Source organism: Streptomyces sp. NPDC051940, assembly GCF_040680895.1.
In the GTDB taxonomy this organism is placed as follows: domain Bacteria; phylum Actinomycetota; class Actinomycetes; order Streptomycetales; family Streptomycetaceae; genus Streptomyces.
Genome location: NZ_JBFAXR010000163.1, coordinates 1 through 16,922 on the forward strand (window position 1 = coordinate 1; position 16,922 = coordinate 16,922).

The window sequence follows — 16,922 nt, forward strand, 5'->3', positions numbered from 1 at the left end:
GGCGTACGTCCCGAGCAGCTCCTTGCGGCTCCAGGCGTAGCGCGCGCCCTCCGCGATCGCGGCGAGGGACGGCTTCGCCGCCTCGTGCGCCGCGGGCGAGGCCGCCAGACCCAGCCCCAGCACCGCCGAGATCGCGTACGTCACGGCGTCGGCGCCGTACGCCCACTCCGCCCCGGCGTACGCGACGACGAAACCGGCGAGGGCGGGGCCGGCGATGCCGCCGACCTGCCAGCGCAGCGAGTTCAGCGCCGCGGCGGCGGGCAGCTGCTCGTGCGGCACGATCCGCGGCACGATCGAGTCGAGCGCCGGCCGCTGGATCGCGGTGAGCGCGGCGGAGCCCGCGGCGATGAGGTACAGCGGCCAGATGACGGGTTCGGGCAGGAGGGTGTTGACCAGCAGCCCGGTGGCGAGGAAGCCGTGACCCACCTCGGTCCAGATGATCAGCTTCCGTTTGTCGAAGGCGTCCGCGAGCGCACCGCCGTACAGGCCGAAGACGATCAGCGGGATCAGCTCGGCGGCGCCGATCGCGCCGACGGCGGCCGCGGAGCCGGTGAGCTCCTTCATCTGCACCGGCAGCGCCACGAAGGTGAGGAAGCTGCCGAAGCTCGTGATCAGGCCGGCGATCCACATCCGGCGGAAGTCCGCGGAGGAACGCCAGGGCGCCAGGTCGGGCAGCAGCGCGCGTATGCCGCGGGGCGGCGGGGTTGCTTCGGTCACGAGGGGACATGCTGAGGCCGCGACAGCCCCCGTGACAAGCGGTTTTCGCGGCACCTACCAACGCGGCGGCGGAGGCGCCGCGAGCTGCTCCGCCAGCCGCGCCAGCCGGTCCGCGAACCGGCGCCTGCCGCGGCCCGGCGCGGGCTCCGCCGACTCCCCGGCCGCCGCGCTGACCAGATGCTGCACGGTGTCCAGGCCCACCCCGGCGGCCGCGTCGGGGTGCAGTACGTCATGGGCCAGCGACGCCAGCGTGCGCGCCCCGTCGATCGCGAGCACCGTCGCCCCGCCGCGCCGGGCGTCGTCCACCCGCTCCAGCAGCGCCTCGCCTGGCTCCGCGGGCGCCACCACCAGCACCGTCTCCCCGCGTCCGGCCCCCTCCAGCCGGCTCAGGTCCACCGCCAGATGCGCGGGCGCGGCGGGCGGCACCCGGTGGCGTACCAGCGTCGGGGACAGCTCGGGCCGGCCCGACCAGGCGGCCTCGTCGTCGAGATGGGCGGCCAGATGCCACGGCTCGTACTCCGCCGTGCCCACCAGCAGCAGCCCGCCGCCCTGCCGCCGCACCGCCGTGCGCAGACAGCCCGCGAACCGCCGGGTGGCCGGCAGCCACTCGGAACCGGCCAGCACTTCCCTGAGCACAGCCACCCGCACGGCGTCCATGAGGGGGGATCCTGCACCATCCGCCGCCGGGTCCGCAGGCGGTCCGGCCGGAGTTCGCCCGTACGATGCCCACCATGACTTCCGAAACCGCCAAGCCGGCCCCCAAGGACCCCTACGACCTGCCCGACGTCTCCGGCCTGACGGTCGGCGTGCTCGGCGGCACCGGCGACCAGGGCCGGGGCCTCGCGTACCGGCTGGCCAAGGCCGGCCAGCGCGTGGTCATCGGCTCGCGCAGCGCCGAGCGGGCGCAGGCCGCTGCGGACGAGCTGGGTCTGGGCGTCGCGGGCGCGGACAACGAGGAGTGCGCGCGCCGGTCCGACATCGTGATCGTCGCCGTGCCGTGGGAGGGCCACGCCAAGACCCTGGAGACGCTGCGCGAGGTGCTCGCCGGGAAGCTCGTCGTGGACTGCGTGAACCCGCTCGGTTTCGACAAGAAGGGCGCGTACGCCCTGAAGCCCGAGGAGGGCAGCGCCGCCGAGCAGGCCGCGGCCCTGCTCCCCGAGGCACGCGTCACGGCCGCCTTCCACCACCTGTCGGCGGTGCTGCTGCAGGATCCCGGGATCGACGAGATCGAGACGGACGTGATGGTGCTGGGCGAGTCCCGCGCCGACACGGACATCGTCCAGGCGCTGGCCAACCGCATCCCCGGCATGCGCGGCGTCTTCGCGGGCCGGCTGCGGGGCGCCCACCAGGTGGAGTCCCTCGTCGCCAACCTGATCTCCGTGAACCGCCGCTACAAGGCGCACGCGGGGGTGCGGCTCACCGACATCTGAGCCTGGGGGAGAATGGACCCGCACCGCACCGCCCCGAAGGAGCCCGCATCCATGTCCACGCCCGCTGACGCCAAGCGCCTCTCCCTGTTCGCCGTGGTCGTGTGCGCCCTGGCGGTGGCCGCCGCGGTGGTGTCGTTCGTGAACGGCCTGTGGGTGGGCGTGGTGTGGCTGCTGCTCGCCGGGCTGGCGTCCAACATGGCGTGGTACTACGTGCGGCGGGCCCGGGCGCTGTCGCGCCGCGAGGGCTGAGCGCCCCGGCGGGCCCGTCCGTCACACGCCGGGCTCGCCGTCCCAGAAGCGGTACCAGTTCAGGCCCCAGTCGACCTCCGACTCGCTGACGCCGAGGGCGTCGAGGATGGCGTAGATCGCGTCGAAGAAGGCCCGGTTCAGCTCGGGGATCCACAGCAGGGCGAAGACCGCGAGCAGCCCGAACCCGCCGTACGGGGCGACCTTCGCGCGGGTCTGCGGCGACAGCCAGGGTTCGATGACGCCGTAGCCGTCCAGGCCCGGGACCGGCAGGAAGTTCAGGATCGCGGCCGTGACCTGCAGCAGCGCCAGGAACGCGAGCGCGCACCGGAACGCCAGCGGGGCGTCGTCCATCGCGCCGAACCAGAACGGGGCGGTGACCGCGACCGCGAGGGCGGCGTTCGTGAGGGGGCCCGCGGCGGAGATCAGGCTGTGCTTCCAGCGCTCGCGGATGCGGTGGCGCTCGATGAAGACGGCGCCGCCGGGGAGGCCGATGCCGCCCATGATCACGAAGAGCAGGGGCAGCACGATGCTCAGCATCGCGTGCGTGTACTTCAGCGGGTTGAGCGTCAGATAGCCCTTGGCCCCGATGGAGATGTCGCCGCTGTGCAGGGCGGTGCGGGCGTGCGCGTACTCGTGCAGGCAGAGGGAGACGACCCAGGCCGCGGTGACGAACAGGAACACCGCGACGCCGGTCGGCAGCCCCTTGTCCCGGTACAGCGCCCAGCCTGCGACGGCCGTCACGGCGGCGATCGCCAGGAAGACGGGGCTGATCCGGCGGTCGCGCCGGCTGATCGCGGGCGCACCGGCACCCGTGCCGGTGCTGTCGCTGGGCGTCATGGATGCCTGCCTTCGGTCTCGGGGCCGACGTCACCGTACCTGCGGATCCGGACGTGCACCTGGGAAACGACGCGGGGCGGGGGGTGGTTCCGCGGGGATGCGGGTGTCGCCCCGCCGCGGGTGCCGGGTTCCGGGTGCAGGACCCGGGCGGGGAGAATGACCGGGTGCGCTATCTCGTTCTCGGACCCACCCAGGCCGTCACGGAGACGGGCGACCCCGTGCACCTGGGGGGAGCCCGGCTGCGCGCGCTGCTGACCGTGCTGGCCCTCACCCCGGGCCGGACGCGGAGCGCCGAGGCGCTGATCGACGAGGTCTGGGCCGCCGGCGACCCGCCGGCCGACGCGACCGCCGCCCTCCAAGCCCTGGTCGGACGGCTCCGCAAGGCGCTCGGCGCCGGGGCGATCCGCTCGGACGCCGCCGGCTACGCGCTGCACGCGGCGCCCGACGACGTCGACCTGTACCGCTTCGACACGCTCGCCGGGGAGGCCCGGGCCGCCCTCGCGGACGGCAACCCGCACAAGGCCGCGGCGCTCGCGGACGACGCCCTCGGTCTGTGGCGCGGCCCCGTCCTCGCCGACCTGCCGGACCGTACGGGCGAGGCGGCGCGCTGGACGTCGCGGCGCCTGGACGCACAGCGCACACGCTGCGCCGCCGCGCTGGCGCTCGGGGAGGCCCCCCGGGTCATCCCGGAGCTGGCCGGGCTGGTCGCGGACCATCCGCTGGACGAGCAGCTGCACGCCCTGTACCTGCGGGCCCTGCGGGACGCCGGCCGTACGGCGGAGGCCCTCGCGGCCTACGAGGCCGTACGGCACGGGCTCGCGGAACAGCTCGGCGCCGATCCCGGACCGGAGCTGCGGGCGCTGCACGGGGAGCTGCTGAGCGGGGCCGCCGTGCAGTCCGGCGGTCCGCCGGCCGCCGCCCCTCCCCGGGGGAACCTGCGTGCCCGGCTCACCAGCTTCGTCGGCCGCGAGGCCGAACTCGACAGCCTCGGCGCCGAACTGCTCCACCACCGCCTGGTCACCCTGACGGGACCGGGCGGGGCGGGCAAGACCCGCCTCGCCCAGGAGGCCGCGGCGCGGCTGGCCCGTGGGACGGGGAGGGCGGACGGCGCTCGGGCGGGGACGGACCCGGACGCCGCGGTCACCGCCGACGGCGTCTGGGTCGCCGAGCTCGCCCCCGTCGAGGATCCGGCCGCCCTCTCCGCCGCCGTGCTCAGCGCGCTCGGCGTCCGCGAGGCCGTGATCCGCGGCGGCGCCGCCGACGCGCTGCGGTCCGGGGACCCCGTCGAGCGGCTCGTGGAACACTGCGCCACCCGCCGGCTGCTGCTCGTCCTCGACAACTGCGAGCACGTCATCGCCGCCGCGGCCGCCCTCGCCGACCGGCTGCTCGCCGACTGCCCGGGCGTCACGATCCTCGCCACCAGCCGCGAACCGCTCGCCGTCCCCGGCGAGTCCGTACGGCCGCTGGCCCCGCTGCCCGACCCGGTCGCGCTGCGGCTGCTCGCGGAGCGCGGGGCCGCCGCCCGGGAGGGCTTCACCCCGGACGAGGACCCCGAGGCGTGCGCCGAGCTGTGCCGGAGGCTCGACGGGCTGCCGCTGGCCATCGAGCTGGCCGCCGCGCGGCTGCGCCTGCTCACGCCGCGCCAGCTCGTCGACCGGCTCGACGACCGCTTCCGGCTGCTGACGTCGGGCGCGCGCACCCTGCTGCCCCGCCAGCAGACGCTGCGCGCGGTCGTCGACTGGTCCTGGGACCTCCTCGACACCGCCGAACGGGCCGTGCTGCGCCGCCTGTCGGTGTTCGCCGGGGGCTGCGACCTGACGGCCGCGGAGGCCGTGTGCGAGGCGCCGGACCTGCCGGGCCCGGAGGTGACGGAGCTGGTGGGGGCACTTGTCGACAAGTCGCTCGTCGTCGCCGAGCCCGTCGCCGGCGAGATGCGCTACCGGCTGCTGGAGACCGTCCGCGAGTACGCGCGCGGCCGCCTCGCCGAGGCCCCCGCGGACCAGACGGCCACGACCCGCCGCCATCTGACGTACTACCGCGAACTCGCCCGGACCCACGACCCGTTGCTCCGCGGCCCGCGCCAGCGCGAGATCCTGGACCTGCTGGAGCGCGAGCACGACAACATCCGGGCCGCGCTGCGCCACGCCGTCGCCCTGCCCGACGAGCACGAGGCGCTCAGCCTCACCCTCTCGCTCGGCTGGTTCTGGCTGCTGCGCGACCTGCGCGCGGAGGCCCGCGGCTGGGCCACGGCGGTCTCCGGCCTCGCGCCGAACCCGTTCCACGAACCGGTGGAGCCCGCCCAGGACCTGGCGGAGGGCCTCGACCGGCTCCCGCCGCCGTACGACGGGCCCGTCCTCGCGGAGGCCCGCCGCCAGGTGCGGCTGCTCGCCCTAGGCAACGCCGAGGGCGACATGGCGCATCTGCGCACCCCCGAGATACAGCGCGAGCTGCGCGGCATCCTGACGGCGTACCGGCCGGGCCAGCCGCAGACGTGCCGTTTCCCCGGCTGTCTGTGGATCTACGCCGCGATGATGACCGGCGACTTCGAGCGCGTGATGACCCTCATCGAGGAGAGCGTCGCCACCTGCCGCCGCCTCGGCTGGGAGTGGGAGCTCGCCTTCGCGCTGCAGCTGCGCGCGCGGGTGCTGTGCGACCGGCCCGGCGGCCGGGAAGGCGCGGCCCGTGACGCCGACGAGAGCCTGGCGCTCTTCGACCGGCTCGGCGACGCCTGGGGCACGGCGGAGGCGCTGTCCAGCCGGGGCGAGTCGTACGAGCGCGGCGGCGACTTCGCGGCGGCCGCGGCGGACTTCCGCGGGGCGATGGCGTACGCGACGGAGCTGGGCGCGCTCACCCAGCTGCCGATGCTGAAGTCCCGGCTCGGCGGCGCCCTAGTCGAGACGGGCGACCCGCAGGAGGGCGAGCGGCTGCTGCGCGAGGCGGTCGCCGAGGCGCTGCGGCAGGGGAGCGAGGCCCGCCACTTCTCCCGGATCCAGCTGGCCGTCCACTGCGGGCGTACGGGCCAGACGGCCGAGGCCCGCGGGCTGTTCGAGCAGCTCCGCACGGACCTGCGTCAGCGCGGGCCGGACTTCTTCGTCCACATGGCGGAGGGTTTCCTGGCCTGGATCGACGTCCTGGACGGCCGGTACGAGGAGGCCCTGCCGGTGCTGCGGAAGGCGGCGGCCGGCACGCAGGACAGCCTGGCGGAGCTGATCGCGCCGAACGTGGCGGTCGTCCAGCTCATCACGGCCGCCTGGGCCAGGGCGGGACTCGGCGACGGGCTGACGGGCGCGCGCCTCCTCGGCGCGTACGACGCGCTCGCGGCGCAGCGCACGGGGGACCGTCCGGTACCGGTGGAACGGGAGAGCCGCGCCCGCGCCGAGGCCGCGGTCCGCGACTCCCTGCGGGGGTCGGACGGGGCGTACGAGAGCGCGTACGCACAGGGCCGGACCCTGGGGATGCGGGAGGCGTCGGAGCTGATCTGAGCCGTGCGGTCAGGCGGTTCCCCCGGTCGGCTGCGCGCCCTGCGGCGCGTCCGCCGGCTTGCGGCCCCAGCCGAAGACGAACCCGGCCGCGCCCAGGGCCATCGCGGCCAGGGCGGCCGCGGCCAGCGCGGGTGTGTCGTCGGAGTCGCCTTGCGGCGGTGGGGTGAACGTACCGAAGTCGGGTACCTGACCCGCGGGCGCCTGACCGGGGTTCTTGCCGTCCTCGGCGACCTCCGGCCCGCCTGACGCGGGGGCGTCGCCCGAGGGGGCACGGAAGGGGGAGTCGCCGTATGGGGAGCTGCCGTACGAGGGGCCGCCCTCCCCGGGGAGCTGCTCCTGGCCGGGCGCCGCCGAGAGCAGCAGCGGTACGGCGACGAGGACGACGGACAGACGGTGCCAGCGCTTCATGGGCCGGACTCCTACTCCACTCGGACCGATTCGTATGCCGGTCATACAGTCGGTCCGCAGCCGCGCCGCCGGAGGGACGACACCACGGAGTGGCTCCCATGCAGCTAATAAGATCACCGCATTGGCCCTCCCGGCTGGACAGGCGCCGTTACCGCGGGAGGCGGGTGGACAGGCGCCGTTACGGCGAGAAGCGGGTGGGCAGGCGCCGATACGGCGAGAAGCGGCACCCGCCCCCCGGGGAGACCCGGGGAGGGATGCCGCTTCGACCGCCCTGACACCTACCGACGCGAACGGGAGTCACGGGCGGGGCCCGTCACCGACCGCGTGGTCAGGACTTCTTCCGGAACTTGGCGACCGCCAGCGGCGCGGTCACCAGGGTGATGCCGACGGCCCAGGCGAGCGTCACCCACACCGAGTGGGCGACGGGACCGCCCTGGGTGAGGCCGCGGGCCGCGTCGGCGAGGTTGGAGAGCGGGTTGACCTCGGTGAAGGACTCCAGCCAGCCCGGCATGGTGCTGGTGGGCGAGAAGATCGAGCTTCCGAACTGCAGCGGCATCAGCACGAGCATCGCCATTCCCTGCACGGCCTGCGGGCTGTTCAGCGAGAGGCCGAGCAGAATGAAGATCCACATCAGGGAGGCGCCGAAGGCCAGCGCCAGGCCGATCGCGCCGAGGAGACCGAACACGTTGGTGTTGACCTCGAAGCCCAGCAGGAAGCCCATGGCGAGCAGGATCGTCACGGCGACGAGCATCCGGCCGAGCTCCACGATGATCTTGCCGATGAGCACCGAGGACCGGGCGATGGGCATGGACCGGAACCGGTCCATGACGCCCTTCTTGAAGTCCTCGTTGACGCCGGTGCCGACGCCCATGGCGAGGTTCATGCCCATCATGGCCATCAGGCCGGGGATCAGGTAGTTCACGTACTCCGACTGCTTGCCGTCACCCATGATCGCGCCGCCGAAGACATAGGTGAACAGCAGCGTGAAGATCACCGGCATCAGGAGCGCGTCGAACATCGACTCCGGATCCTTCTTGATCTGCAGCAGGTTGCGGCGCGCGAGGGCGCCGATGTGCCGCAGATTGGCGCGCGGGCCGAGCCGGCCCTCGTCGGAGGCGGGCCGCTCCGGGCCAGGCGCGGCGGGCTGGGGGGTGGTCTTGGTGAGAGTGGCGGTGGTCATGCCGCGACCTCCTCGAGCTCGTCGGTGTCGGTGGAGTCCGCGGTCTCCAGCGGGTCGCGGGTGGCCTTCTGGCCGGTGATGGCGAGGAAGACCTCGTCCAGGCTGGGCAGCTTGGTGTCGATGCCGGCGATCGCGAAGCCGCGCTGGCCGAGCAGGCCGACGACGGCGGTCAGCTGTACGTCGGTGAGGATCGGCACGGCGACCTGGCCGGCCTCCTCGTCGACGCGGGCCCCGGCGACGCCGTCCAGGGCCGCGAGGGCCAGGGCGTCCGCGATGGGGAACAGGTCGGCGCGGTCCACGGGCCGGATCTGCAGGGTGCGCCCGCCGACGCGGGCCTTCAGCTCGTCGACCTGTCCGCCGGCGACGACCTTGCCGCGGTCGATGACCGTCAGCTCGCTCGCGAGCTGCTCGGCCTCCTCCATGTACTGGGTGGTGAGCAGGACGGTCACGCCGTCCTGGCGGACCATGCGCTTGACCTCGGCCCAGACCTCGTTGCGGGTCCGGGGGTCGAGGCCGGTGGTCGGCTCGTCCAGGTAGAGCACGGCCGGCTGCCCGATCATGGAGGCGGCCAGGTCGAGGCGGCGGCGCATACCGCCGGAGTAGTCCATGGCGGCCTTCTTCGCGGCCTCGGTGAGCGAGAAGCGCTCCAGCATCTCGTCGGCCCGGCGGCGGGCGTCCTTGCGGCTGAGGTCCAGCAGCCGGCCGATCATGTAGAGGTTCTCCCAGCCGGAGAGCTTCTCGTCGACGGAGGCGTACTGCCCGGTCAGCCCGATGGTCCGGCGCAGGGCGCGGGGCTGTCGCACGATGTCGTACCCGGCGACGGTCGCCGTGCCGGCGTCCGGCGTGAGCAGGGTGGACAGGCAGCGGACCAGGGTGGTCTTGCCGGCCCCGTTCGGGCCGAGCACGCCGAGGACGGTGCCCTCCCGCACGTCGAGGTCGACGCCGTCGAGGGCCCTGGTCTCGCCGAAGTACTTCGCGAGCCCGCGCACCTCGATGGCGTTGCGGTTCGTTTCTGTTCGGTTCGTTCGCGTCATGGGTCAACCGTGGCAGGGCCCGCCTACACGGTGCCTACAGGTGGCCTACAGCGGCCTATAGCGCGCCGACAGCGCAGGTCAGCGGCTTGCGACCGCGGGACCTGCCCCCCTCGGGCAGCCCACGGCCGCGACGTACCCCGACGGCGTCACCCGCCCCGGACCGGCTGGGCGAGGTTCACCGCGTTGCCGTCCGGGTCCTTGATGTGGGCGACGCGCTGTCCCCACGGCATGTCGTTGGGGCCGGAGTCGACCGAGCCGCCCAGTGCCTCCACCCGCGCCAGGGTCCCGTCGACGTCGTCGACCCCGATGCTGAGCAGGATCCGCGGCGCCGCGCCGGTCTCCACGTCCGGCTTGGCCACCAGACCCAGGTCCGTGTCGCCGATGCGCAGGCCGAGGTAGAACGCCAGACCCTCCTCCGGTACCCGGAAGATCTCCTCGGCGCCGAACAGCTCCGTGTAGAAGGCGACCAGGACGTCCTGGTCGGCGGTGAGGATCACCGGCTGGATGGTGGACATGGCACTCCTGTCACGCGTACGAACGGTCCTGTCGCCGAGTAGACCGCCGGAGTGCGCCGGAATCATCGGCAGGCGCACACGCCACGCCGTACCGCTACCCGAGCCCCACGGACTCCTTGGTCGACCCGCCAGACGTGCCAGGCGCGCCGTCCGCGCCCTCCGCACCGGATCCACCCGACGCCACCACCCGCGTCCCGCCCCCCGCGCTCCCGCCCGACCGCCGGGCGGCGACGCCCGCCGCGACAGCGATCGCCAGGCCCGTCGCCGCCAGGGCCGCGCCGACCCACGCCGGGGACGTCCAGCCCCAGCCCGCCGTGATCGCGGCGCCCGCGAGCCACGCGCCGCCGGCGTTGGCCAGGTTGAACGCGGACTGGTTCGCCGAGGCCGCCAGCGTGGGCGCGGCTCCGGCCGCCCGCATGACGAGCATCTGCAGCGGCGTACTCGTCAGGAAGCCCATCGCCCCGATGAGGACGACGGACAGCAGCGCGAGCGGCTTGCTGTGGACGGCGCCCTGGAACAGCAGCAGCGACAGCGCGAGCGCGGCGAGCGAGCCGTACAGCGTCGGCCGCAGCGCGCGGTCCGTGAGCGGGCCCGCGACCAGCGCGCCCAGCGTCATGCCGACGCCGAAGAGCGCCAGCACCAGCGTCATCGCCGAGTCCGTGAAACCGGTGACCTCGGTCATGATCGAGGCGAGGTACGTGTAGACCGCGAACACCGCCGCGAAGCCGAAGACCGTGGTGAGCAGCCCCAGCACCACCTGGGTGTTCGCCAGCCCGCGCAGTTCGGGGCGCAGCCCCGCGCCCGCCTCGCGCGGCAGCGGGGGCACGAGCCGCGCCAGCGCGGCCATCGCGACCAGCCCGATCGCCGTCACGACGAGGAACGTCGACCGCCAGCCGAGGTGCTGCCCGAGCAGCGTGCCCAGCGGTACGCCCACGATCGTCGCGATCGTCAGCCCGAGGAACATCGTCGCGACCGCCCGCGCCCCGCGCCCCGCGGCCACCAGCCGCACCGCGACGACCGCGCCGAGCCCGAAGAACGCGCCGTGCGGCAGCCCCGCGAGGAAGCGCCCGGCGAGCAGCGTGCCGTAACCCGGGGCCAGCGCGGAGGCCAGGTTGCCCAGCGTGAACAGCCCCATCAGCGCCACCAGCATCCGCTTGCGCGGCACCCGCGCGCCGAGCGCGGTGAGCAGCGGGGCGCCGACGACGACACCGAGGGCGTACGCGGAGACGAGATAGCCGGCCGTCGGCACCGAGGTGCCCAGATCGTCGGCCACATCGGGGAGCAGGCCCATCATGACGAACTCGGTCGTGCCGATACCGAAGGCCGCGATGGCGAGCGCGAGCAGGGCGAGCCGGGACGCCGTGGCCGGGCGGGGGGTGGGCATGGTGCAGCGGGCCTTTCCAGGTCAGCCTTGGGCAGGGGAGGGCAGGGCGGAGTCAGCGGGAAGCCGACGGGTAGGACTCGGCGGGAAGGACAAGGCGCAAGGGCCGCCGCGGGTCCACACCGACCCACATATGTTCGCCGACTTAACAAATGATACCGCCGTCAGGACACCGGACAACGCACCCCCGAGCCGCCCCCTCTCGATGCACGGAATATGTGCCCGTTTCGCTACGGTGTTCCGAAGGCCGGGTCGCGACGGAACCCCGGCACGGACACCGGACGTCTTGATCAGCCGTAAGCGCGAACGTGACAGCACGACGACCGGCACGGAACGAGGGCAGCGCATGGCGCAGGTGGAGACGGCCGAGACCGGGCCGGACGGTGCGAGCGCCGAGGGAGGTGCGCGCCGTCGCCTCCGCGATGTCCGCGAGTGGCCCGAGCTCAAGCGCCGGCTGACCGATCCCGGCCCGTGGCGGCGCGGCCTGGTCGTCGCCGCGCTCGCCGTGCTCCTGGGCCTGGTGATGCTCTTCCACGCGCACATCCCGAACCGCGTCGGCAGCCTCGGCAGCCTCACCGAGACCTTCCTCCCCTGGGCGGGTCTGCTGCTCCTCCCCCTGATGGTCGCCGCGGTCGTACGCCGCTCGGCGAGCGCCGTGGCCGCCCTGCTGCTCCCGGTCTTCGTCTGGCTCAACCTCTTCGGCGGGCTGCTCACCGACAAGTCCAGCCCCGAACGCGACCTCACCGTCGTCACCCACAACGTCGCCGAGCAGAACACCGCCTACGACGCCACCGCCCGTTCCCTGGCCGCCTCCGGCGCGGACATCCTCGCCCTGCAGGAGATCACCCGGGGCAACCGGTCCGCGTACGAGAAGGCGCTCGCCGCGGACTACCCGTACCACGCGGTCCTGGGCACCGTCGGCGTGTGGAGCAAGCTGCCGCTGTCCGGCACGCGCCCGGTCGACATCAAGCTCGGCTGGACCCGCGCCCTGCGCACCACGGTGGACACCGACCACGGACCGCTGGCGCTGTACGTCGCGCACCTGCCGTCCGTACGGGTGAAACTCGACGCCGGCTTCACCGCCGGCCGGCGGGACGCGAGCGCGCAGGCGCTGGGCGACGCGATCGGGGCGGAGGAGCTGGACCGGGTGATGCTGCTCGGCGACCTCAACGGCACCATGAACGACCGGGCGCTCGCCAACATCACCTCGCAGCTGCGCTCGGCCCAGGGCGCGGCGGGCGACGGCTTCGGGTTCAGCTTCCCGGCGGGGTTCCCGATGGCGCGGATCGACCAGATCATGGTCCGCGGGGTGGAACCGACGAACTCATGGGTGCTGCCGGCGACGGGCAGCGACCACCGTCCGGTGGGGGCGTCGGTCACGTTCTGACGGGTCCCGGTACCGGACCGGCCCCCTACCGCGGCCGCGCGCCCTCCAGGAACGCGTCGACGACCCGGGCCGCGAAGTCGTCCTCGATCGGCTTCCACTCGTGTACGACGGTGCGTACCAGGACCGGCCCGACCAGGATGTCGACGGTGAGGTCGAGATCGAGGTCCTCCCGCAGCTCCCCGGTCTCGATCCCGTGCCGCAGCACCGACCGCATCGTCTCGCGCCGGTGCTCGACCACGCTCTCGTGGTACAGCTTCGACACCTTCGGGATGCCGCGGGCCTCCACCATCACCGCCCGCCACAGCGCCGACGAGCGCTTGGTGACGCCGCGCTGCAGGACCGCCTGCAGACAGGCGATCAGGTCGTCGCGGGCGGACTCACCGGTGAGCGGGATCTCGTACGCGCCCTCCAGCTCGGCGAGCACGTCGACGAGGAGCTCCTCCTTGCCCGCCCAGCGCCGGTAGATCGTGGCCTTGCCGACCCCGGCGGTCCGCGCGATCTTCTCGATGGTCAGCTCGCCGAGGGTGGCGCCCTCCTCCAGGAGGTGCAGGACGCCCTCGGTGATCGCCCGCTCCACCGCCTCGCTGCGCGGGCGCCCCCGGGCGCGGCGCGACGGCTCCTGGCCGCGGTCGCCGCGCGGGCCGCCGCGCCGCGGGTCGCGCCAGTGCTCGTGCCGTTCCCTGAGACCCACCGTGACCTCCGCCTCTCACCGTCCGCTACCGCTCGGTCGCGGAGGCTGCATTCTCCCGCTCCGGCTCACCGGCTCCGGACGCCTGGTCCTCGCGGCCCGGGAGGAAGACGCCCACGAGAACGGCCGCGATCAGGGCCACCGCGCCGGCGACCGTGGCCGTGATGTGCATGGCGTGCACGTACGCCGCGTTCGCCGGGTCGATGAGGCTCTGGGCGCCGCCTCCGAGGCGTTCGGCGACCGCGCGGGTGGCCTCGATGGACTCGCCGGCGGCGTGCTGGACGCTCGGCGGCAGCGGGGTGCGGGCGAGGTCGTCCTCGATGCCGCTGCGGTAGACGGTGGAGGTCAGCGAGCCGAGCACGGCGACGCCGATGGCTCCGCCGACCTGGCGGAAGGTGTTGTTGACCGCGGAACCGGATCCGGCCTTCTCCCGGGGCAGGGACTGCATGATCGAGACGGTGGCGGGCGGCATCACGAGGGCCATGCCCGAGCCCATCAGCAGGAAGATCACCTCGAGCACCCAGATCGGTGAGTTCTCGTCCATCAGCAGGAACCCCAGGAACGCCAGCCCCACGATCACCATGCCCGCCGCGCACACGGGTCCGGTGCCGTAGCGGTCGACGACCTTGTTGGCGCGGGGCGCGATGGCCAGCTGCGCGCCGGCCAGCGGGAGCAGCAGCAGACCGGTCTGCAGCGGCGAGTAGCCGCGCACGCTCTGGGTGTAGAAGACGACGAAGAACGTCACACCCATGAGCGCGAAGAACGCCAGCCCGATCGTGCCGACGGCCGCGGAGAACCGCGGATTGCGGAACCAGCCGATGTCCAGCGCGGGGTGCGAGCTGCGCCGCTCGTACAGCACGAATCCGACCAGGATCAGCAGACCGGCGAGCACCGTGCCCCACACCTCGGTGCGGGTGAAGTCGGCGAACTGGCCGCCGCGGATCACGCCGTAGATGAGCAGCGTCAGCCCGGCGACGGACAGCAGCACGCCGACGGGGTCGAGCTTCCCTGGGTTCGGGTCCTTGGAGTCGGGCACCAGGACGGCCATCGCGATGACGCTGACGGCCACGATCGGCACGTTGATCATGAAGACCGAGCCCCACCAGAAGTGCTCCAGCAGCGTTCCGCCGGTGATCGGCCCGATGGCGATCGCGAGGCCGACGGCGCCGGCCCAGATGCCGATGGCCTTCGGCTGCTCGTCGCGCTCGAAGACGTTCATGATGATCGCGAGCGTCGCGGGCATGATGAACGCGGCGCCGAAGCCCATCACCGCGCGGAACGCGATGAGCTGCTCCGGCGACCCGGAGTACGCCGACAGCAGCGATCCGATACCGAAGACGGCCATCCCGGCCAGCAGCATCTTCTTCCGCCCGAGCCGGTCCCCGAGCAGCCCCGCGGTGAACAGCAGCCCCGCGAAGACGAGCGTGTAGGAGTTGATCGCCCACTCCAGCTCGCTCTGCGTCGCCCCGAGCCCGACGGGTTCGGGGGTGGCGATCGTCTTCATCGCGACGTTGAGGATCGAGTTGTCGAGGACGACGACGAGCAGGCTGAACAGCAGCACAGCCAGAATCGCCCATCGCCGCCGGTGCACCGCCGGCGGTACGTGCGGGGTCGGGATCGTCGATGTCGTGGAGGCCATACCTCGACGCTAGCGCGATTTACGATACGGATCGTTCTCGTATCGCAAAACTTCGGCAAACTCCACGCCGGGTCCCCGGCCCCGGGCCCGGGATCCCACCGGGGGTGCCCTGCCGGGGCATGGGGCTCGGGGAGCCCGGGCCCATGGTCCGGTGGAGCAGGGAGCCCCGGGGGCGGGCTGCCCGCCCCGGCACGGAATGGACTGGTGGGGTGCGGGCGGGGCGCCGGTCGAGCGGACGAGGCTGATCCCGGGGGGCCGATCGAGCGAGGCCGTCACCGCAGGGCCGGGCCCGTCCCCGGCGACCGGAGCAGCCCGGGGGTCGGACCCGCCCCCAGGGGTCGGAGCAGCCCGGGGGCCGGGCCCGTCCCCATGGCCGGGGCAGTCCGGGGGCAGGGTCCGTCCCCAGGGGTCGGATCAGCCCGGGGGCACGGCCCGACCCCGGGGACCGGGCCCGTCCCCGGGGGCTGGGGCAGCCCGGGGGGACGGGGCACGTCCCCTGGCGGGGGCACCCGTCGTACGGGGGGTGAGGCCGTCGGCTGGGGCGGGGTCAGGGGCGCGTCGGTGGGGGCCCGCACCCCAGCCCGTCCGGCGTTTGAGGACGAGCGCCGCAGGCGCGATGCGGCCGCAGGCCGCGAAGGGGGTCCGGGGGCGAAGCCCCCGCAGCGGGACGCGAGCCGGGCGTGCCACGCTGGGGTCGCAGACGCGAAGCCCCCGCGGGACGCGAGCCGGGCGTGCCACGCTGGGGGTCGCAGACGCGAAGCCCCCGCGGGAGGTGAGCCGGGCGTTCCACGCCGGGCGTCGCAGACGCGCAGCGCCCGCGGGCGCAAGCCGGAAGCAAGCCTCACGTTTCACGCTGAGCGTCGACAGACGCTCAGCCGCGGCGGTGCGCGTGACGCAGACAACGCGGGCCCCCTTCCGGCCCGCGAGGTCACCGTGTCAGCATGGAGGTGATCCGGGGACGCCGTCAGGGCGCCTCGAGACGCCAATGGAACGAACAGGAGCGTTGCGATGACGCACGCCATCACACAGCAGCCCCCCTCCGACGGCAGCAAGGCGCTGTACGGAGGCACCAGCTCCCGCCGTATCACCGTCCGGGACATCGCCCGCGCGAAGGACCGCGGCGAGAAGTGGCCCATGCTCACCGCGTACGACGCGATGACCGCGTCCGTCTTCGACGAGGCCGGCATCCCGGTCATGCTCGTGGGCGACTCGATGGGCAACTGCCATCTCGGCTACGAGTCCACCGTCCCGGTCACGATGGACGAGATGACCCTGCTCTCCGCCGCGGTCGTCCGCGGCACCCAGCGCGCCCTGATCGTCGGCGACCTGCCGTTCGGCTCGTACCAGGAGGGCCCCGTGCAGGCGCTGCGCTCGGCCACCCGCCTGGTCAAGGAGGCGGGCGTCGGCGCCGTCAAGCTGGAGGGCGGCGAACGCTCGGCGCACCAGATCGAGCTGCTCGTCCAGTCCGGCATCCCGGTGATGGCGCACATCGGCCTCACCCCGCAGTCCGTCAACACCCTCGGCCACACCGTGCAGGGCCGCGGCGAGGAGGCGGCCCACCAGCTGCTCCGCGACGCGAAGGCCGTCCAGGACGCGGGCGCGTTCGCGGTCGTCCTCGAACTCGTCCCGGCGGAGCTGTCCGCCGAGGTCACCCGCTCCCTGCACATCCCGACCGTCGGCATCGGCGCGGGCCCGGACTGCGACGCGCAGGTGCTGGTGTGGACGGACATGGCCGGGCTGACGAAGTGGCCTGGCCGCACCCCCAAGTTCCTCAAGCAGTACGCCGACCTGCGCACCGCCCTCGGCAACGCCGCCAAGGCGTTCGCGGAGGACGTGGTGGGCGGGGCGTATCCGGCGGAGGAGCACAGTTTCCACTAACGGGGGGTCCCGGTGCCCGGGCCGGCGGCGGAGCTGGGCCTGGGCTCGGTGCTGGCCGCCGCCGAGCTGAAGGTCGAGGCGGCGCTGCCCGCGGAGC

15 protein-coding genes are annotated in these 16,922 nt (G+C 73.8%); 5 read left to right on the forward strand and 10 right to left on the reverse strand.

What is annotated here, in order from left to right:
- Together AB0M28_RS36170 and AB0M28_RS36175 are read right to left on the reverse strand one after the other, a co-directional pair.
- A partial coding sequence (locus AB0M28_RS36170; RefSeq protein ID WP_365414339.1) for an MFS transporter occupies positions 1-717 on the reverse strand: 717 nt, incomplete at its 3' end.
- 54 nt (positions 718-771) lie between these two features.
- Positions 772-1,374, reverse strand: coding sequence for a hypothetical protein (locus tag AB0M28_RS36175; protein WP_365414341.1), 603 nt, complete (start codon positions 1,372-1,374; stop codon positions 772-774).
- 65 nt (positions 1,375-1,439) lie between these two features.
- Here AB0M28_RS36175 and npdG point away from each other — a divergent pair, with 65 nt between their 5' ends.
- Complete coding sequence (npdG, locus tag AB0M28_RS36180; RefSeq protein ID WP_365414343.1) at positions 1,440-2,147, forward strand: NADPH-dependent F420 reductase; 708 nt, start codon at positions 1,440-1,442, stop codon at positions 2,145-2,147.
- Between the two features lie 51 nt (positions 2,148-2,198).
- Positions 2,199-2,396 carry a hypothetical protein gene (locus tag AB0M28_RS36185; protein ID WP_365414345.1) on the forward strand — a complete coding sequence of 66 codons (198 nt, stop codon included), beginning with the start codon at positions 2,199-2,201 and terminating at the stop codon, positions 2,394-2,396.
- 21 nt (positions 2,397-2,417) lie between these two features.
- Here AB0M28_RS36185 and AB0M28_RS36190 read toward each other — a convergent pair whose 3' ends face one another.
- Positions 2,418-3,233, reverse strand: coding sequence for a site-2 protease family protein (locus AB0M28_RS36190; RefSeq protein ID WP_365414347.1), 816 nt, complete (start codon positions 3,231-3,233; stop codon positions 2,418-2,420).
- Between the two features lie 164 nt (positions 3,234-3,397).
- Here AB0M28_RS36190 and AB0M28_RS36195 point away from each other — a divergent pair, with 164 nt between their 5' ends.
- Positions 3,398-6,715, forward strand: coding sequence for a BTAD domain-containing putative transcriptional regulator (locus AB0M28_RS36195; protein ID WP_365414349.1), 3,318 nt, complete (start codon positions 3,398-3,400; stop codon positions 6,713-6,715).
- A gap of 9 nt (positions 6,716-6,724) precedes the next feature.
- Here the strand turns inward: AB0M28_RS36195 and AB0M28_RS36200 are convergent, their stop codons facing one another.
- The 5 genes from AB0M28_RS36200 to AB0M28_RS36220 form a co-directional block, all read right to left on the reverse strand.
- A complete protein-coding gene (locus tag AB0M28_RS36200) occupies positions 6,725-7,123 on the reverse strand; it encodes a hypothetical protein (RefSeq protein WP_365414351.1) in 399 nt (132 codons plus the stop codon).
- A gap of 328 nt (positions 7,124-7,451) precedes the next feature.
- Positions 7,452-8,303 carry an ABC transporter permease gene (locus AB0M28_RS36205; RefSeq protein WP_365414353.1) on the reverse strand — a complete coding sequence of 284 codons (852 nt, stop codon included), beginning with the start codon at positions 8,301-8,303 and terminating at the stop codon, positions 7,452-7,454.
- Complete coding sequence (locus AB0M28_RS36210) at positions 8,300-9,337, reverse strand: ATP-binding cassette domain-containing protein (RefSeq protein ID WP_365414355.1); 1,038 nt, start codon at positions 9,335-9,337, stop codon at positions 8,300-8,302. Before AB0M28_RS36210 ends, AB0M28_RS36205 begins: the two co-directional genes overlap by 4 nt.
- A 146-nt stretch (positions 9,338-9,483) precedes the next feature.
- On the reverse strand, positions 9,484-9,852 hold the full coding sequence (locus AB0M28_RS36215; RefSeq protein ID WP_365414357.1) for a VOC family protein: 369 nt from the start codon (positions 9,850-9,852) through the stop codon (positions 9,484-9,486).
- Positions 9,853-9,946: 94 nt separating this feature from the next.
- Complete coding sequence (locus AB0M28_RS36220; protein WP_365414359.1) at positions 9,947-11,236, reverse strand: MFS transporter; 1,290 nt, start codon at positions 11,234-11,236, stop codon at positions 9,947-9,949.
- Between the two features lie 343 nt (positions 11,237-11,579).
- Here AB0M28_RS36220 and AB0M28_RS36225 point away from each other — a divergent pair, with 343 nt between their 5' ends.
- A complete protein-coding gene (locus tag AB0M28_RS36225; RefSeq protein WP_365414361.1) occupies positions 11,580-12,620 on the forward strand; it encodes an endonuclease/exonuclease/phosphatase family protein in 1,041 nt (346 codons plus the stop codon).
- A 25-nt stretch (positions 12,621-12,645) separates the two neighbouring features.
- Here the strand turns inward: AB0M28_RS36225 and AB0M28_RS36230 are convergent, their stop codons facing one another.
- Together AB0M28_RS36230 and AB0M28_RS36235 are read right to left on the reverse strand one after the other, a co-directional pair.
- Positions 12,646-13,311, reverse strand: a complete 666-nt coding sequence (locus tag AB0M28_RS36230; RefSeq protein WP_365414363.1) for a TetR/AcrR family transcriptional regulator — start codon at positions 13,309-13,311, stop codon at positions 12,646-12,648.
- Positions 13,312-13,336: 25 nt separating this feature from the next.
- A complete protein-coding gene (locus tag AB0M28_RS36235; RefSeq protein ID WP_365414365.1) occupies positions 13,337-14,947 on the reverse strand; it encodes an MFS transporter in 1,611 nt (536 codons plus the stop codon).
- Between the two features lie 1,008 nt (positions 14,948-15,955).
- On the opposite strand from AB0M28_RS36235, the gene panB reads away from it, so the two are divergent.
- Positions 15,956-16,825 carry a 3-methyl-2-oxobutanoate hydroxymethyltransferase gene (gene panB, locus AB0M28_RS36240; RefSeq protein WP_365414367.1) on the forward strand — a complete coding sequence of 290 codons (870 nt, stop codon included), beginning with the start codon at positions 15,956-15,958 and terminating at the stop codon, positions 16,823-16,825.
- The last annotated feature ends 97 nt before the right edge of the window (positions 16,826-16,922 follow it).

Coding starts and splice junctions, on each gene's coding strand:
- AB0M28_RS36175 (WP_365414341.1), bottom strand. CDS start 1,374: ATGGACGCCGTGCGGGTGGCTGTGCTCAGGGAAGTGCTGGCCGGTTCC.
- npdG (WP_365414343.1), top strand. CDS start 1,440: ATGCCCACCATGACTTCCGAAACCGCCAAGCCGGCCCCCAAGGACCCC.
- AB0M28_RS36185 (WP_365414345.1), top strand. CDS start 2,199: ATGTCCACGCCCGCTGACGCCAAGCGCCTCTCCCTGTTCGCCGTGGTC.
- AB0M28_RS36190 (WP_365414347.1), bottom strand. CDS start 3,233: ATGACGCCCAGCGACAGCACCGGCACGGGTGCCGGTGCGCCCGCGATC.
- AB0M28_RS36200 (WP_365414351.1), bottom strand. CDS start 7,123: ATGAAGCGCTGGCACCGTCTGTCCGTCGTCCTCGTCGCCGTACCGCTG.
- AB0M28_RS36205 (WP_365414353.1), bottom strand. CDS start 8,303: ATGACCACCGCCACTCTCACCAAGACCACCCCCCAGCCCGCCGCGCCT.
- AB0M28_RS36210 (WP_365414355.1), bottom strand. CDS start 9,337: ATGACGCGAACGAACCGAACAGAAACGAACCGCAACGCCATCGAGGTG.
- AB0M28_RS36215 (WP_365414357.1), bottom strand. CDS start 9,852: ATGTCCACCATCCAGCCGGTGATCCTCACCGCCGACCAGGACGTCCTG.
- AB0M28_RS36220 (WP_365414359.1), bottom strand. CDS start 11,236: ATGCCCACCCCCCGCCCGGCCACGGCGTCCCGGCTCGCCCTGCTCGCG.
- AB0M28_RS36225 (WP_365414361.1), top strand. CDS start 11,580: ATGGCGCAGGTGGAGACGGCCGAGACCGGGCCGGACGGTGCGAGCGCC.
- AB0M28_RS36235 (WP_365414365.1), bottom strand. CDS start 14,947: ATGGCCTCCACGACATCGACGATCCCGACCCCGCACGTACCGCCGGCG.
- panB (WP_365414367.1), top strand. CDS start 15,956: ATGACGCACGCCATCACACAGCAGCCCCCCTCCGACGGCAGCAAGGCG.